The organism is Maribacter litoralis (assembly GCF_902506355.1).
GTDB classification, from domain to species: domain Bacteria; phylum Bacteroidota; class Bacteroidia; order Flavobacteriales; family Flavobacteriaceae; genus Maribacter; species Maribacter litoralis.
The window spans coordinates 3,381,240-3,398,025 of sequence record NZ_LR733271.1 but is presented as its reverse complement, the minus strand read 5'-3'; the positions used below and the strand labels follow the sequence as shown (position 1 = coordinate 3,398,025).

The window sequence follows — 16,786 nt, the reverse complement described above, 5'->3', positions numbered from 1 at the left end:
ATTACAAAAAATAATAATAACTAATAAAAAACAATATAGCTATAAAAAAGGTACTTAAGGCTAATTTCTTAAGCTCTGGATCAAGATCCGCAGCCTTATTTGTTAGTGCTACTTTTCTTAAATGAACCAGTACAGGTATATAGCCTACAAGACTTACATAACGTAGCTGTGACGCATTTGTTGTAAGAAGAAAACAAAACAAACACAAAAAAGAAAGTACAAGTATCGTATAATGATAATTTTTTGCACGAGACAATCCCATTTTTACAGCCAACGTATTCTTGCCAACAGCAGCATCTGATTTAATGTCTCTCATGTTATTGAGATTTAGCACCCCAACACTTAAAAGACCTATCGCGATAGACGGTAAAACCGAAATTAGGCTTATGAATTTTACATACAAAAACATAGAACCCAATACACTTACCAACCCAAAAAATATAAATACGAAAACATCACCTAGACCTTGATAACCATAAGCCGATTTACCTACGGTATATTTAATAGCCGCCCATATGGCGAAAGATCCCAACATTAAAAATAAGATAGGGTATAAAATTTCCTTTAAGCCAAAAGAGGTAATAATCAGTGAAACGATCAAAACAGCATTGATTATAATACTGATGTAAATACCTTTTTTTAATTCTGCCGCAGATAGCAGACCACTTTGCAAAGCACGCTTTGGTCCTATTCTATCATCACCGTCAGTACCTTTTACTCCGTCACCATAGTCGTTCGCAAAATTTGAAGTAACCTGTAAACCGATTGTAGTGCATAATGCCAAGGCAAAAATGGTTATATTGGTTACACCATAGTACGCAGCCAAAGCAGTACCTACTATTATACCCGAAATTGATAAAGGAAGCGTTCTAAGTCTTGCTGCGTTGAGCCAAGCTTTAACTTTAGTCACTAAAATGGATCTTCTATTTGTATTCTTTTTCCATCTTGATAAGAAGCCACAAATGCATCATTAAAACCAAGGTCAACCAACTGTTTTCTAAAAGATTGTGCCTCTTCCAATGTTTCAAAATTCCCTAATGAATAAGAATAAAAAGGATTGGTCTTTACAAATAGCGTATTGGTCAATGCTTCTGATGCCAAGGTAACATTATTGTCTACGAATGATTTTACTTGTACAGAATAGATTTTTTCTTTTTGCAAGAACTCTTTTGCTAGATAGAACTCTTTTACAAGACTTAACTCTTCATTTTGTTCTTTTAAGTTCTCTAAACGAGTTCTATAGGCATCAACACTATCGATTGAGGTTAGAACCAAATCGCTATTATTATTTCTATTAAAACCACCAGAACTAGAGATACCTGCAGTAAAAGAAGTGAAAGCAAGCCCCCCAATCAAGAAAAGACCGGTAATACCAGCCAAAATATTACGCTGAATCTTACTCTTTTTTAACTCTTTATTCTTAAATTTTATTTGATCCAATAATCGCTCATTAATAATTTGAGCTTTATCTACATCTTTATGTAATTCTAGTAAATCACTTTCTTCTATAAAAGGCATATACAAGGGAAATTTTATGCTTAAAACTTAAATGTAAGTTAAAAATTGTTAATAACTTTTCATTTACTACAAAAATAAAATTAAAAGTAAGTTATCACAATAAACTAGACCATTATTTAAGTTATTTCGTTGAAAATCAATTATCTAAGATTTTTCCTACATTTAAACAGTTAATCATCTGATAATGTGATACCGTCAGATTCAATTTTTATCTTCCTTTCTTTGTAAAGTGTACCGAGCCCTTTTTTAAAAGTCTTCTTGCTCATTTGAAAGACATCTCTAATTTCTTCTGGTGCAGATTTGTCATGCAAACCTAAAAATCCGCCATTTTCAACTAATACTTCATAGATTTTTTTGGCAGCTGGCTCTAAGACTTTTGCTCCAAGAGGCTGTAGCGAAATATCTAATTTATTATCCTTTCTGATCGTTTTTACACAACCCGGTATTACATCGCCAATATTAATGGGCTTAAAGACTTCATTAAAATAAACCAAACCTTTATGTCTTTCATTTACTATAACTTCCCAACCTAGGTCCGTTTGCCTTGTAACCACAAGATCTACCTGCTCCCATTCTTTTAAATCTATGGTATCATTACTAAGAAATTTATCAAGTTTATTTGATGCCACCAATCTACCTGAACGCTCATCTAAATAACAATGTACCACGTACCATTGACCTTCTTTCATTTTTACACGCTGCTCTCTAAAAGGGACCAATAGGTGTTTTTCCAATCCCCATTGCAAAAAAGCTCCAATTTCATTGACTTCCGCTACTTGCAACAGTCGAAACTCACCCAACATAATATCTGGTTCAAGGGTTGTTGCAACCGGTCTTTCATCATAATCCAAATAACAGAACACTTTTATTTTCTGCCCTATTTCGTACCCTGCAGGTACATATTTGTTCGGTAACAATACATCATTGCCCTCTTCATCTCCCAAAAAGAGACCTACACTTGTATCTCTTAAAATTTCAAGATTGTTAATACGTCCTAATTCTATCATGCTGCAAAATTACATTTTAAATATTTAAACACCGGACCAAAAAAAAGACCGTTACCAAAAAGATAACGGTCTCTAAATTATATAACATCTGACTATTTATCGTAAACAGATGCTTTATTGAAATGCTGACAAAGCTTGTAATAGATAACAGCTCTATGCTTATTTCTGTTAGAAGAACCGTATTTCTCCATAACTGTAGCGATAGCATCATCTAATTTAGAATCATCTGCAAGACCTAATTTTTTGATCAAATAGTTATTCTTAACAGTATCTAATTCTTTTTGGTCGCTACCAGATACTTTAGAAGCATCAATATTGTAAATAGAAGGTCCTAAACCTACAGTTACTTTTTTAAGCAAGTCCATATCTGCATCTTCACCAAATTTATCTTTGATATCCGCAGCGTACTTTTCAATTAAATCGTCTCTTTTACTCATGTTAATTGTGTTATAATTAATGGTTAATACTCCACTAAGATATGAAACGAAAATAATCAATCAAAATTTTATCGTTTATTAATGTAGGTGTAGTAATTTCCAGTAATTGAGGACGAACCGATTCATTAAAAAATCCGTTTATTTCTTCTTTAAGTTCTTGAGAAGATTTAGCCGTTCTATAATCAAAACCGAACATGTTACATAAGTGTTCTGCAGAAAGGGAATGACGAGTTTCAAAATAGGTTTCAAAAACATTAGAATCATCTTTACCCGGAAGAATTCTAAAAATACCACCACCGTTATTGTTCACTACTATTATTCTAAAATCATTTTTTACATAATTGTTCCACAAAGCATTACTATCATAGAAAAAACTAAGATCACCCGTAATTAGCAATGTTGGCGTACTATTAACCCAAGATGCGCCAACCGCTGTTGATGTACTGCCATCAATACCGCTTGTTCCTCTATTACAGAATACCTTTAGAGTAGAATTCACCTCAAATAGCTGTGTATATCTAATAGTAGAGCTATTTGCCAACTGTAGCATGTAATTATCCGGTATTGATTGAAGCAACTGATCAAAAGCTGAAAAATCAGAGAAAGGAATCTTGTTAAGGTATGCATCTCTTTTCAATACATACCCTTGTTTTACCTTATTCCAGTTTACAAAGTAATCGCTATTTACCTTATGGGGCGAAACATACATTGCATCAAAAAAGCGATTCACGGGCATTTTAAGATGCTCATTTAAGCAGAAAAAAGTATTGTTTGCCGTATGCCCACCAATATGCCAGTGATGGTTTGGTTTATGATTTCTTAAAAAAGCCTTTACTTTTTTAGAAACGATTAATCCGCCAAAAGTAATCAGCACATCGGGTTTTAATTTTTCAAATAATGCATCATTATCCAATTGCATTTCTATAGGAGCAATTAAGGAATCTATACTATTGAAAAAATTAGGGTGATGTATGTTAGAAGTTGTTTCCGTCAAAACCAAAACACTAGGGTCATTTGCCAAATACTCTAAAACCTTCTTATCTATAACATTCGGAGTATTTACACCTACCAATACCATTTTTTTGGTAGCTGTATTCCATATATTCCGGTGTTCTTCTAAATCAATACTGGTAACTACCTCAACAGGTATATCATTAATTTCTGGAGATATAGTTGGTTCAGACAGTGTTTCGTACAACGGTTCTTCAAAGGGAGCATTTATATGAACCGGACTGTTGGCTGTCAAAGCCATTTCAATAGCCCTATTTAATTCTTGATCATTATAAATCTGCACCTCATTTTGAACATCTTCTACGGATTTTTCAGAGATCCATTCTGGCTTATACTGTAAAACTTTAGAGGTCGCATGGCGAACATCTTGTTTTAGATTTGCCGAATAGCCAATATGATTTTGAAACACATTGCGTTGATCAATAGTTTGCCCATCCCCTATTCCCAATTTATACTCGGGTCTATCTGCAGAAATAACAATTAAGGGAATATTGCTATAAAAAGCCTCTGCTACAGCAGGGTAATAATTTAAAAGTGCACTCCCAGAGGTGCATAAAACTACTACAGGCTCTTGTAATTGTTGTGCCATACCAAGTGCAAAGAATGCGGCACTACGTTCATCTACAATACTAAAACACTTGAAAAACGGGTTCTCGGCAAACGCAATTGTTAACGGTGCATTTCTAGAGCCGGGTGATATTATTATATTGGAAATATTCTTTGCCTGGCAATGAAGAACAATAGATTGTGCGGTAGGTATAGCGGAGTATTTCATGTAGTTCAAAAATACGACCAATGCAGGTTATTACCCAATAGTTTGATCTCTATTTATCACCTAAAACCCTAAGCATTGTGTTGCTTTTCAAAGCGGTTTCCTGCCATTCACTTTCCGGACTTGATTCACCAGTAATTCCTCCGCCCACATAAATAGCAACTTTATCTTTAAGTAGCTGCATACAACGTAGATTTACAAAAAGCTCAGAAGTTTTCATGACACTTCGGTAAGCACTATTTTCTTGATTCTTCCTGTTTCTGTTTCTTGCTAATTCAGACTTAATATTAAGCTCTCCTAGAAAACCAGTATAGAAAGAACGATCATACATTTCATTGTTCAGAATAAAATCTTTTGCCTCGAGCAAAGGCGTACCACATACCGCAGGTGTTGGATGCAATGCCTTTAAAACCGATCCGAATTTATTGGGAGCAAAAGTCCCTTTCATTTCGGTGCGAAGGTGCCAAAGTTGACCTGCTCTTACCGATTCTCTTTGAGAACTTTTTATCGATACCACCTCATCTTTCAAAGCATCTAAAATATAATCGGTTACCAATTGCTGTTCATGCAATTCTTTTTCCGACCAATTGGGTTCCTCTAAATCGATAAAGCTTTTGGTACCTGCCAAAGACATTGTGGTAAACTGAGAACCATTAGTTTTTACAAGTATCTCGGGAGTTGCACCCATCCACGCCCCGACTTTTGGGTGATACCATAAATAACAGAACGCCTTTTGATATGCGTTCAATAATCTTTTATAAATTTCAAGATCATTCTCGTGGTTCGTTACTTCAATTTTACGGGATAGTACAACCTTATTAAAACGACCTTCATTGATTTGACCTATAGCCTTCGTGATTATATCGAGGTACCGAGGTTTATCGTGTGATTCATCAATTATTATACTATCCGTATTTACCCCTTCTCCATCGAAAGAATCAAAAGTCCCCTTCAAAACAGTGTCCATTTTCAATAAAATGGCATTGGAGTTTAAATCGAAAGGGGCAAAAACAAAGCCACTTTCGGTAAAATCTTGTACTATATGAACCTCATCTGTCTGTTGAAATACCCCAATAAGCTCCGTTGTATTTGGCTTTCTATATAACACAAAAGGCTGCTGCTCTTTCAAGCACATTGCAGCACGATCAAAAAGTTCTTGTGCCATACTAGCTCTTAGGTAATGCTATGGTTGTTAATTTACAAAGGGATATCAATTGATCTGCCTCATTAGTGATTTTAATCTCCCAAAGTTGTGTGGTTCGCCCTTTGTGTAAAATGGTAGCTTTGGCATACACAAAACCATCTTTAACGCTCTTTACATGGTTGGCTGAAATTTCCAACCCTCTAACAAAATATTTATTGCCGTCTAAAAAAATATAAGATGCAGCACTACCAACACTTTCTGCCAATGCTACAGAGGCACCACCATGCAAAACACCATCAGGCTGATGAACTTTAGGCGAAACAGGCATTTTAGCCAATAAAAAATCTTCCCCTACATCGATATATTCAATATCCAAGGTTTCCATTAAGGTATTCTTAGAAGTTTCGTTACAAATCTTTAGAATTTTTTCTTTGTAGTCGTTCATCCTTTTTTTTGTAAAATTAAGCATTACATTACCAACAGAAAAGCTGAATACAATTGTGCATCTTATGAACCAACAGATAAAAAAGGTCTCTTACGAAACTACCAATACCTACGAGACTTTAAATGAATTAAGTAGCAAAACGAAATATGTTTGGATAGTTTTTCATGGCATAGGTTTTTTAAGTCGGTTTTTTCTGAAATATTTTAACGAATTACCAAAGGATCAAAACTATATTATTGCCCCTCAAGCTCCTTCGAAATATTATTTAAAAAATGAATATAAACATGTAGGAGCCAGTTGGTTGACCAAAGAAAATACTGCTTTAGAAACATCAAATCTTTTCAATTACCTTGATGCCGTACTTGGAAACGAAAATTTACCATCTACTTGTAAAATTATTTTTTTTGGATTCTCTCAAGGAGTATCTGTAGCTACTAGATACTTGTCACACTCTAAAATACAATGTTCAAAATTGATTCTGTATGCGGGCGGTTTACCAAATGAATTGCAAAAAACAGATTTTAACTTTTTAAAGAGGGACACTGAAATCATTTCTATAATTGGAGATAAAGATGAATATCTTAGTCCAGAACGACTATTAAAAGAAAGCGAAAAACTTAATTCGTTATTCGAAGAAAATTTGCGTCACATTAGTTTTAACGGTGCACACGAAGTAAAAAAAGAAATAATAAACCAACTTGTATAATGAGCAGTCAAATAATTTTAGAAAATGAAAGGGTCAAATTAAGTCCGCTTACTTTGCAAAATTTCGAATCATTGATTCCTGTTGCATCACAAGAAAATCTAGTTCAATATTCTCCATCGGACATAGCTACACCAAACGGCTTAAAAAACTATGTTGAAATAGCCATACAGCAGGTAAAAGCTGGCACTAGCATTCCTTTTATTATATATGACAAACAAAATAAAGCGTTTGCAGGATGCACCCGTTATATGAATATGAACCACAGAAACAAAGTACTGCACATAGGCTCTACATGGATCGGTCGTGAGTTTCAAGGCACGGGACTAAACACTCAAATGAAAAATTTAATGCTAGACTATGCCTTTACGACCTTAGATTTTGAAAAAGTAGAATTTAGAGTAGATGAGCGAAATATCGCCTCTAGAAAGGCTGTAGAAAAATTAGGATGCACTTTAGAGGGCATTTTACGTAAAGATGTCTACTTATTAAATGGTTTTAAAAGAAATACGTGCTGTTATGGATTACTACGCGATGAATGGTTAAAGAATAGCGAATAACATTATTCTTCGTCAGTTTTTAATTGTGGTGGATAGTAAGATATTTTTCTTGTGGTATACGTATTATCTGGTGTCACTATTTGCTTTACCCAATTACCTACCTCAGAATTGTCATACTGATAAATGTATTCTTTTTTTATGATTCCGGCTCCCCTTTTAGCGGTTTCAGCAACCAACATGCCTTTTTGATCGTACTCATATGTAGTTCTAGTTGTTGGTACAAATTTCTTGGCAGACGTATCATATTCAAATTCCTGCTGAGCCATTAATTTTCCGTCTAAGCTATATACCTCTTCAAAAGCAAAATTTTCTTCGCCATTTAAATACTCCTTGGTCAAAACTACATTTTGTGCAGGTTTATTCTTTGGCTTTAGAGTAGAAGTACGAATAGATTTTATCGGTAGGTCGTTTAACAAATAGGTTACCGTATTTTCCCCTTTAAATTTTTTATGTTCGACTTGGGTAACATCGGTACCATCGTTATTGGTTCTTTTGATGCTAATGATATCACCAAACTCATCATAGTAATAGATATATTCATCGATAAACTGTTTGTCATATGAGAATATACGTTCTTGAATTTTTATATTATCCGTTGAGTCTATTTCATAAAAGTGTGCTATAGATGTACTGGCATCAAACGTGTTGTTTCTGTACGATTCAGAACGCTTTTCCAAAAGCTCTCCTTTACTATACTTATAATAAACCACATCATAATCTTGTTCATTATACCTGGTAACCGACTTTGTCAGCAAACCGTTTTTATTAAAGTCGTATTCTTCTTTACCATAGTCGGTACTCACCAAACATTTTTTTACATCGCCCATTAAATCAAAATCTTCAACGGTAAGAATTTGTATCTCCTGTCCTTGTATTGTTCCTAGAACCGAAATGAAAACAGTAAAAAATGTTTGAAAGTAATTTCTAATCATACTGTAAAATTAGTTTAATAATACTTGGTTCAAAATAAATTACCGTAAAAGTAAAAAGGGACGGTAAATACCGTCCCTTTTATATATCAAGTTAAAGTTATATTATTTAACCTCTTCGAAGTCTACGTCTTCAACATTATCACCTTCAGAAGCACCGCTGTCTGCAGTTGGCTCTCCTTGAGGAGCACCGGCACCTTGGGCATCAGCTTGCGCTTTGTACATTTCTTCAGATGCTACTTTCCAAGCTTCGTTGATCTTATCTAAAGCTGGTGTAATAACCGCTATGTCTTTCGTCTCGTAAGCAGCTTTCAATTCTGTTAAAGCCTCTTCAATTGGTTTTTTCTTATCATCAGATAATTTATCACCAAATTCCTCTAACTGCTTCTCGGTCTGGAAAATCATACCATCAGCTTCATTAAGCTTATCGGCAGTTTCTTTCGCTTTCTTATCAGACTCGGCATTTGCTTCAGCTTCAGCTTTCATCTTTTTGATTTCCTCTTCGGTTAAACCAGAAGAAGCTTCAATACGAATATCTTGAGATTTACCTGTAGCCTTATCAGTCGCAGATACCTTAATGATACCGTTAGCATCAATATCAAAAGTTACTTCAATTTGTGGAGTACCTCTTTTTGCTGGTGGAATACCGTCTAAATGGAATCTACCGATGGTCTTGTTATCATTCGCCATTGGTCTTTCACCTTGCAACACATGAATTTCAACCGATGGTTGGTTATCCGCTGCTGTAGAGAATACCTGAGACTTTTTAGTTGGTATCGTAGTATTTGCCTCTATCAACTTGGTCATTACACTACCCATAGTTTCAATACCTAATGAAAGTGGTGTAACATCCAATAACAATACATCTTTAACATCACCAGTTAAAACCCCACCTTGAATAGCTGCACCAATTGCAACAACCTCATCTGGGTTAACACCTTTAGAAGGTTTCTTCCCAAAGAATTTCTCAACTGCCTCTTGTACAGCTGGTATTCTTGTAGAACCACCAACTAAGATAATTTCATCAATATCGCTCTTAGAAAGTCCCGCTGCTTTCATTGCAGTTTCACATGGCTCAATAGTTCTCTTAACCAAATCAGCAATTAATTGCTCAAACTTAGATCTCGTTAAAGTTCTTACCAAGTGCTTTGGTCCAGAAGCTGTAGCCGTTACATATGGTAAATTAATTTCTGTCTGTGCAGATGATGACAACTCTATCTTAGCTTTTTCAGCTGCTTCACGCAAACGTTGTAAAGCCATTGAATCATCTCTTAAATCTAAGCTTTCCTCTGCTTTGAACTCTTCTGCCAACCAATCTATAATCTTCTGATCAACATCATCACCACCTAAGTGTGTATCACCATCGGTAGCCAAAACTTCAAATACACCGTCACCCAACTCTAAGATAGATACATCATGTGTACCACCACCAAAGTCAAAAACAACTATCTTCTGATCAGTATCTTTTTTATCCATACCATAAGCCAAAGATGCCGCGGTAGGTTCGTTAATGATACGCTCTACGGTTAAACCAGCAATTTCACCAGCTTCTTTAGTAGCTTGTCTCTGCGCATCGTTAAAATATGCAGGTACAGTAATTACCGCACGAGAAACATCTTGACCTAAATAGTCTTCTGCAGTTTTCTTCATTTTCTGAAGAATCATTGCAGATAATTCTTGTGGAGAATATAAACGACCATCAATATCTACTCTTGGTGTATCATTATCACCTTTTACTACTTTATAAGGTACTCTACCAGCTTCTTTACTAGACTCTGAATATTTATTACCCATAAACCTTTTAATAGAATAAATGGTTTTATGAGGGTTGGTTACCGCTTGTCTTTTTGCCGGATCACCAACTTTAATTTCACCTCCATCAACAAAAGCGATGACAGATGGTGTAGTTCTTTTTCCTTCTGCATTTGGAATTACCACTGGCTCATTACCTTCCATTACGGAAACACAGGAGTTGGTAGTACCCAAATCTATTCCTATAATCTTACTCATTTTATATGTTTTAAATTAAGTGCTTTATTTTACAATCGCTTAGTAAATGACAAACAATATGCCAAGCACAAAAAACTGACATGATGTCATTATTATGTTTCAACCTATAATAAATATGCCAATTTAGTATAGTAAAAAGGTTATCGAAACATTGTAACTTAGCCTACAAAAACCGATAAGATTTGGAGATAGAAAGCATTAGTGTCTTTGATATGTTAAAGATAGGCGTAGGGCCTTCAAGCTCACATACTCTTGGACCATGGCGCGCCGCAGAACGTTGGCTGGCACGTTTAAACTCTAAAAACAATCTTGAAAAAGTAGAAGAAGTAGAGGTTCATCTTTATGGCTCTCTTTCTTTAACAGGTAGAGGCCATGCCACAGATTATGCCGTAATGCTAGGCTTACTAGGTGCAGATCCCGAATTAGTACCTATAGAAACCATAGACCCGCTAATAAAGACCATCAAGAACGACCATGTGTTACTCTTAGATGGTAAATACAGCATCACCTTTGATCCAAGCAAGCATATTATATTCAATAAAAAGTTTTTACCCTTTCATGCTAACGGATTAAAATTTCAGGCAAAATTGATATCCGGTAAAAAAATATCCAAAACCTATTATTCCATTGGTGGCGGGTTTGTAGTTGGTGAAGACAGAAAAAATGCCAAGCGAAAAGTTGACATGTTCAAAAAGTTTCCTTTTCCTGTGCAAAAGGGCACTGAATTGCTCGAATTCTGTAAAAGTGAAGGTGTAAAGATATCTGACCTTGTTTTGCAAAACGAACTTTCTTTAAGGGATAAAGAAATTATAGATCATGAGCTCAATAGAATTTGGGCTACCATGCTTGAATGTATGTACACCGGATGCCATACCGAAGGAACTTTGCCCGGTGGATTAAATGTAAAGCGTAGGGCTTTTGAAATGCACAATAAATTAAAGAGTGACCTTCCCTACTCCTCCCCACAAGAATGGCTACAAAGTATTAGACAAACAGAAGTGAAGTTTAGGCAAATTTTACAATGGGTAAGCTGTTTTGCCTTAAGTGTAAATGAAGTAAATGCATCTCTAGGCCGTGTGGTAACCGCACCGACCAATGGCAGTGCGGGCATTATACCTGCCGTATTAATGTATTATATGGTCATTGAGAACCATGCAGGCAATTTCGAACATATAAAACAGTTCTTATTAGTTGCAGGAGAAATTGGTAGCATCTTTAAAAAAGGAGCTACAATCTCAGCCGCAATGGGTGGATGCCAAGCCGAGATAGGCGTATCATCTGCAATGGCAGCAGGTGCGCTGACCGAGTTACTGGGTGGCACGCCAGAACAAGTACTAATGGCGGCAGAAATAGCAATGGAACATCATTTGGGACTTACCTGTGACCCCATTGGCGGACTAGTACAGATACCATGTATAGAAAGGAATTCCATGGGTGCCATAAAAGCGATCAATGCTGCAGAACTAGCATTGGGTTCTGACCCTTCTGCAGCTAAAGTCCCACTAGATAAAGTGGTACAGACCATGTGGGAAACCGCTAAGGACATGAATTCAAAATATAAAGAAACCTCAGAAGGTGGCTTAGCAGTGGGTGTTTTCTTGAGTGATTGTTAAATGTTCCGGTTTTATCAGTAAATACAATCGTTAATAACATCTCCTTTTATATCAAGGATTATTCAGCTAACTTTAATTTATGAAAAATCTTATTTCTGAAAGGGTCGCGGATTTCATTAAAAACTATCCCCCGTTCAATGTACTTGACAACACATCTTTATTTCAGTTAGCCGAACAGGTTATCATTGTATATAAGGAGAAAAATAGTATCATTTTTACGGTAGATGAAAACCAACATTCACATTTCTATATGGTACATAAAGGTGCGGTAACATTGAACAACCCTGCAACTTCAAACATACTAGACTACTGTGACGAAGGCGATATATTTGGTCTAAGACCACTTTTTGCAAATGAAAATTACAAACTAGAAGCCAGAGCTCATGAGGAATCCATTATTTACGGAATTCCAATAGATCTTTTTAAACCTATCGCAAAACAGAACGAGCAGGTAACTATTTTTTTAATGGAGAGTTTTGCCTCTAATACCCGTAATCCGTATGCAAAAAGTCAAAAGGGACAGCTTTATGATATTGAAGATAATGAAGAGATCAATAAAGAAGTTGTTCTACCAGATTTGCAATTAGCAAGTTATTCTAAAAAACTGATTACTTGCTCAACTAGAACAAGCATACAAAAGGCTGCCGAGCTAATGACCAAAAAGCAAATTGGATCCATACTCGTGGTCAGCAAAGAATTACCTGTTGGCATTATTACAGATAAAGATTTTAGAAATAAAGTTATTACAGGAAAGCAGCCCATTACGGCATCGGTAAAAACAATAATGGCCTCCCCTGTAATTACCTATCCAAAAAACCTAACCATAACCCAAGCTCAAATGGCTATGATGAAGAGTAACATCAGTCATTTGGTCATTACGGAAGATGGCACACCGAATACAGCTGCATTAGGCATATTATCTAAACATGACTTAATGGTCTCCTTGGGTGACAACCCTGCTGTTTTAGTCAAAGCCATAAAGCGTGCTACTCGAACAAAAAAGATAAAGCAGCTTAGAAAGAGCATAATGGTACTTTTAGCGGGATACTTGGAGCAAAACATTCCTTTAGGAATAATTGCCAAAATCATATCTGAACTGAACGATACATGTATAAAACAAGTTGTAGAAATATCCATCAACAAAATGGGTTCTCCTCCACCCGTAAAGTTTGCATGGTTGGCTTTAGGAAGCCAAGGTAGAAGTGAACAACTTTTGCATACAGATCAAGATAATGCATTGGTATTTGAAGATGTACCAGAGGAAGATTTACCAAAGACTACCACTTATTTTTTAGAACTTTCAAAACACGTAACAAAGGCTTTAAATGTAATTGGTTACGAATATTGCCCTGCCGACATGATGGCTTCTAACCCCAAATGGTGCCTAAGCCTACAAGAATGGAAAAACAAATTATCTTACTGGATCAGTAACCCTGGACCCAATGAAGTATTGATGTCTTCCATATTTTTCGATTATAGCTTGGCCTATGGCGAACGAAGTTTGTTGGATAATATGTCCGATCACATTTTTAGAACCGTAGATAAGTATCCTATATTTTTAGTGCATTTAGCGAACGGAGCACTACAGAGTCCTTCGCCCACCGGATTTTTCAGACAGTTTCTGGTAGAACAAGATGGTCAACATAAAGATTTCTTCGATTTAAAAAGCAGAGCGTTAAGACCTTTGATCGATGCGGCAAGAGTGCTTATTTTGTCCCACTCAGTAAAAGCAATTAGCAATACTTGGGAACGCTATGAAAAATTAGCTGAATTAGAACCGAACAACAAAGAGCTTTATTTAGCTTGTTCGTACGCCACAAAGGCCTTATTAAAATTTAGGACCAAACAAGGTTTGTCACATCATGATTCTGGGAGGTTTATTGAGCTGGAACAGTTGACAAAACAAGAGAAAATGAAATTAAAGCGTACTTTCAAAGCCATCAAAGAAATACAAGAATTAATTACGCTACGTTTTAAAGTCACTAATATTTTAGGTTAATGGGACTATTTAAAAAAACGCCAAAGAATCTTCCGGATTTTTGGAAAAGCTATGAGAATCTATTCAAGGAAACTCAAAGTAAAAATTTTGATGACTTGGTTTTTGTTGTTCTTGACACTGAAACCACCGGTTTTAGCTTTGAAGAAGATCGTATATTATCTATTGGGGCCGTAAAAATCAAAAAAGAGATAATCTCTGTTCAAGATGTATTCGACATCTATTTAGAGCAAGAGAAATTCAATAAAGAGACAGTGCATGTACATGGCTTATTAAAAAACGGTCAAAGAGATTGTATAAGTGAAATTTCAGCAATGCAAAAATTCCTTGAATATGTTGGTAATGCAATTATTGTCGCCCACCATGCAGGGTTTGATATGGGTATGCTAAACACTGCTTTAGAGAGACATGGATTGCCTAAACTGAAAAATACGGTACTTGATACGGGTGTCATTTATAAAAAAACACTCATAAAATCTTATTTAGTACAACCAAAATCTAACTACTCATTAGACGAACTTGCAGAAAAATTTTCTATCTCCAGAAAAGATAGACATACCGCATTAGGCGACGCTTATATTACAGCAGTCGCCTTTTTAAAGATTATATCGCGTTTAAAAGAAAAGAAAAACTTTTCCCTTAAGTCTTTACTTAGATAGCTTTATAAGCTCTCTAAATAATTTAAAACATTTCTATTGATCCTATCGTGAATATGAGTAGTATCGGCTTTTACAAAAGGTTCGCCGGTTATATGTTCGTAAAGCTCAATATACCTTTCTGAAACAGATTCTATATACTCGTCTGACATTTCTGGAACGGTTTGCCCTTCCAATCCTTGGAAATCATTTGCAATCAACCACTGTCTTACAAACTCTTTTGAAAGTTGTTTTTGAGGCTCGTTTGCATCTTGTCTTTCTTGGTATCCTTCAGAATAAAAATATCGCGATGAATCGGGAGTATGGATTTCATCGATTAAAACAATTTCCCCGTCTTTGGTCTTTCCGAATTCATATTTGGTATCCACTAATATCAACCCTCTATCTGCGGCTATTTCAGTACCTCGTTGAAAGAGTGCATACGTATACTTTTCAAGAAGTGCATAATCTTCAGCAGAAACAATTCCTTTGCTTAAAATATCCTCCTTTGAAATATCTTCATCATGATCACCCATTTCAGCTTTGGTGGCAGGAGTAATAATCGGACTAGGAAATTTATCGTTTTCTTTCATACCATCGGGCATTGCAACCCCGCAAAGTATTCTTTTTCCTAATTTATATTCTCTTGCCGCATGACCGGATAAATAGCCACGAATTACCATTTCAATTTTAAAAGGTTCACAGGCAACACCTACGGCAACGTTGGGATCAGGAGTAGCCGTTAGCCAATTTGGAACAATATCTTCTGTAGATGCCATCATTTGGGTAGCAATCTGATTTAAGATCTGCCCTTTGTAAGGAATTCCTTTTGGCATCACCACATCAAATGCAGACAACCTATCTGTAGCGATCATAACCAACCTATCATTCTCTAAAGTATAGACCGATCTCACTTTGCCCTTATAGACATCCTTTTGTCCCGGAAAATTAAATTCTGTTTCGTAAATAGTATTATTTGCCATGAAATTTTTTAATTGTGATGTTCAATAGTCTTATATGCGTCAATTACCTTTTTAACCAATTTATGACGAATTACATCTTTATCATCTAGGTATATAACCTCAATACCCTCAACATTGTTTAAAATAAGTAAAGCCTCTTTTAACCCTGAAATTGTTCTACGCGGTAAATCTATCTGCCCAGGATCTCCCGTAATTAAAAATCTCGCGTTTCTACCCATTCTGGTCAAAAACATTTTCATTTGGGCATGAGTGGTATTTTGTGCCTCATCTAGAATAACAAAGGCATTATCTAAAGTTCTACCACGCATAAATGCCATAGGAGCGATCTGTATGGTACCGTTTTCAATATAATGTACCAATTTTTCGGCAGGGATCATATCTCTAAGGGCATCATACAAAGGCTGCATATAAGGGTCCAGCTTTTCCTTTAGGTCACCCGGCAAAAAACCAAGATTTTCCCCAGCTTCAACAGCTGGTCTTGTCAAAATAATTTTCTTGACCTGTTTTTCTTTTAACGCTTTTACTGCTAGCGCTACACCGGTATATGTTTTTCCTGTACCGGCCGGGCCAATAGCGAAAACCATATCGTTCTTTTTAGAGGCATCTACCAAACGACGTTGGTTGGCGGTCTGCGCTTTTATTAATCTGCCGCTGACACCGTGTACCAAAGTTTCTCCGCTATTTTTTGACGATTGTAGCTCTTGGTCATCTGAACTTGTGAGTACACGTTCAATGCTATTTTCGTCCAACTTATTGTACTTTATGAAATGCTGGGTAAGTAAATCGAACCGCCTTTCAAACTCTTCTAAAAGTTCTTCGTCTCCAAAGGCTTTGATTTTATTGCCACGGGCAACAATTTTCAACTTCGGAAAGTACTTTTTCAATAAATCAATATGCTCGTTTTGCTGCCCAAAAAATTCTCTTGGGCTAATTTCGGTAAGTTCTAGAATTATCTCGTTCAAACAGTCGTTTTTATAATGATTTATAGTTAGCGAATATTAATTTCTAATCGCTGTTTTTTTG

General features: G+C 35.8%; 16 protein-coding genes. 5 read left to right on the top strand and 11 right to left on the bottom strand.

Going from position 1 to position 16,786, the window contains the following annotated elements:
* Position 1: 1 nt before the first annotated feature.
* The 7 genes from menA to EXIGUO8A_RS14200 all read right to left on the bottom strand — a co-directional run bounded on the left by menA (position 2) and on the right by EXIGUO8A_RS14200 (position 6,334).
* Positions 2-910, bottom strand: a complete 909-nt coding sequence (menA, locus tag EXIGUO8A_RS14230) for a 1,4-dihydroxy-2-naphthoate octaprenyltransferase (protein ID WP_159303651.1) — start codon at positions 908-910, stop codon at positions 2-4.
* A complete protein-coding gene (locus EXIGUO8A_RS14225; protein WP_159303650.1) occupies positions 910-1,518 on the bottom strand; it encodes an SPOR domain-containing protein in 609 nt (202 codons plus the stop codon). The genes menA and EXIGUO8A_RS14225 overlap by 1 nt, the downstream gene beginning before the upstream one ends.
* 170 nt (positions 1,519-1,688) lie before the next feature.
* Positions 1,689-2,525 (bottom strand): CvfB family protein, encoded by an 837-nt coding sequence (locus EXIGUO8A_RS14220; protein ID WP_116772201.1) that lies wholly within the window; start codon positions 2,523-2,525, stop codon positions 1,689-1,691.
* Between the two features lie 92 nt (positions 2,526-2,617).
* Positions 2,618-2,962 carry a DUF2853 family protein gene (locus EXIGUO8A_RS14215; RefSeq protein WP_071341864.1) on the bottom strand — a complete coding sequence of 115 codons (345 nt, stop codon included), beginning with the start codon at positions 2,960-2,962 and terminating at the stop codon, positions 2,618-2,620.
* Positions 2,963-2,996: 34 nt separating this feature from the next.
* Positions 2,997-4,748, bottom strand: a complete 1,752-nt coding sequence (gene menD / locus EXIGUO8A_RS14210; RefSeq protein ID WP_159303649.1) for a 2-succinyl-5-enolpyruvyl-6-hydroxy-3-cyclohexene-1-carboxylate synthase — start codon at positions 4,746-4,748, stop codon at positions 2,997-2,999.
* Between the two features lie 49 nt (positions 4,749-4,797).
* A complete protein-coding gene (locus tag EXIGUO8A_RS14205) occupies positions 4,798-5,910 on the bottom strand; it encodes a chorismate-binding protein (RefSeq protein ID WP_159303648.1) in 1,113 nt (370 codons plus the stop codon).
* A gap of 1 nt (position 5,911) precedes the next feature.
* Entirely contained in the window at positions 5,912-6,334 is a 423-nt protein-coding gene (locus EXIGUO8A_RS14200; RefSeq protein ID WP_159303647.1) for a PaaI family thioesterase, read from the bottom strand.
* A 64-nt stretch (positions 6,335-6,398) separates the two neighbouring features.
* On the opposite strand from EXIGUO8A_RS14200, the gene EXIGUO8A_RS14195 reads away from it, so the two are divergent.
* The gene (locus EXIGUO8A_RS14195) at positions 6,399-7,040 is read left to right on the top strand and encodes an alpha/beta hydrolase (RefSeq protein WP_159303646.1); all 642 of its coding nucleotides are present in this window, start codon (positions 6,399-6,401) and stop codon (positions 7,038-7,040) included.
* A complete protein-coding gene (locus EXIGUO8A_RS14190; protein ID WP_159303645.1) occupies positions 7,040-7,597 on the top strand; it encodes a GNAT family N-acetyltransferase in 558 nt (185 codons plus the stop codon). Before EXIGUO8A_RS14195 ends, EXIGUO8A_RS14190 begins: the two co-directional genes overlap by 1 nt.
* A gap of 2 nt (positions 7,598-7,599) precedes the next feature.
* Here EXIGUO8A_RS14190 and EXIGUO8A_RS14185 read toward each other — a convergent pair whose 3' ends face one another.
* Both EXIGUO8A_RS14185 and dnaK read right to left on the bottom strand, forming a co-directional pair.
* On the bottom strand, positions 7,600-8,529 hold the full coding sequence (locus EXIGUO8A_RS14185; RefSeq protein ID WP_159303644.1) for a hypothetical protein: 930 nt from the start codon (positions 8,527-8,529) through the stop codon (positions 7,600-7,602).
* Positions 8,530-8,631: 102 nt separating this feature from the next.
* A complete protein-coding gene (gene dnaK / locus EXIGUO8A_RS14180) occupies positions 8,632-10,536 on the bottom strand; it encodes a molecular chaperone DnaK (RefSeq protein WP_116772194.1) in 1,905 nt (634 codons plus the stop codon).
* Between the two features lie 188 nt (positions 10,537-10,724).
* On the opposite strand from dnaK, the gene EXIGUO8A_RS14175 reads away from it, so the two are divergent.
* From EXIGUO8A_RS14175 to EXIGUO8A_RS14165, 3 genes are all read left to right on the top strand, one after another.
* Positions 10,725-12,149: an L-serine ammonia-lyase gene (locus EXIGUO8A_RS14175; protein ID WP_159304481.1), complete on the top strand. Its 1,425-nt coding sequence runs from the start codon at positions 10,725-10,727 to the stop codon at positions 12,147-12,149.
* 79 nt (positions 12,150-12,228) lie between these two features.
* Positions 12,229-14,148 (top strand): DUF294 nucleotidyltransferase-like domain-containing protein, encoded by a 1,920-nt coding sequence (locus EXIGUO8A_RS14170; protein WP_159303643.1) that lies wholly within the window; start codon positions 12,229-12,231, stop codon positions 14,146-14,148.
* The gene (locus tag EXIGUO8A_RS14165; RefSeq protein WP_159303642.1) at positions 14,148-14,804 is read left to right on the top strand and encodes a 3'-5' exonuclease; all 657 of its coding nucleotides are present in this window, start codon (positions 14,148-14,150) and stop codon (positions 14,802-14,804) included. The genes EXIGUO8A_RS14170 and EXIGUO8A_RS14165 overlap by 1 nt, the downstream gene beginning before the upstream one ends.
* Positions 14,805-14,806: 2 nt before the next feature.
* Here EXIGUO8A_RS14165 and EXIGUO8A_RS14160 read toward each other — a convergent pair whose 3' ends face one another.
* Positions 14,807-15,763, bottom strand: coding sequence for a phosphoribosylaminoimidazolesuccinocarboxamide synthase (locus tag EXIGUO8A_RS14160; RefSeq protein WP_159303641.1), 957 nt, complete (start codon positions 15,761-15,763; stop codon positions 14,807-14,809).
* Positions 15,764-15,771: 8 nt separating this feature from the next.
* Entirely contained in the window at positions 15,772-16,725 is a 954-nt protein-coding gene (locus EXIGUO8A_RS14155; RefSeq protein ID WP_116772190.1) for a PhoH family protein, read from the bottom strand.
* Between the last annotated feature and the right edge of the window lie 61 nt (positions 16,726-16,786).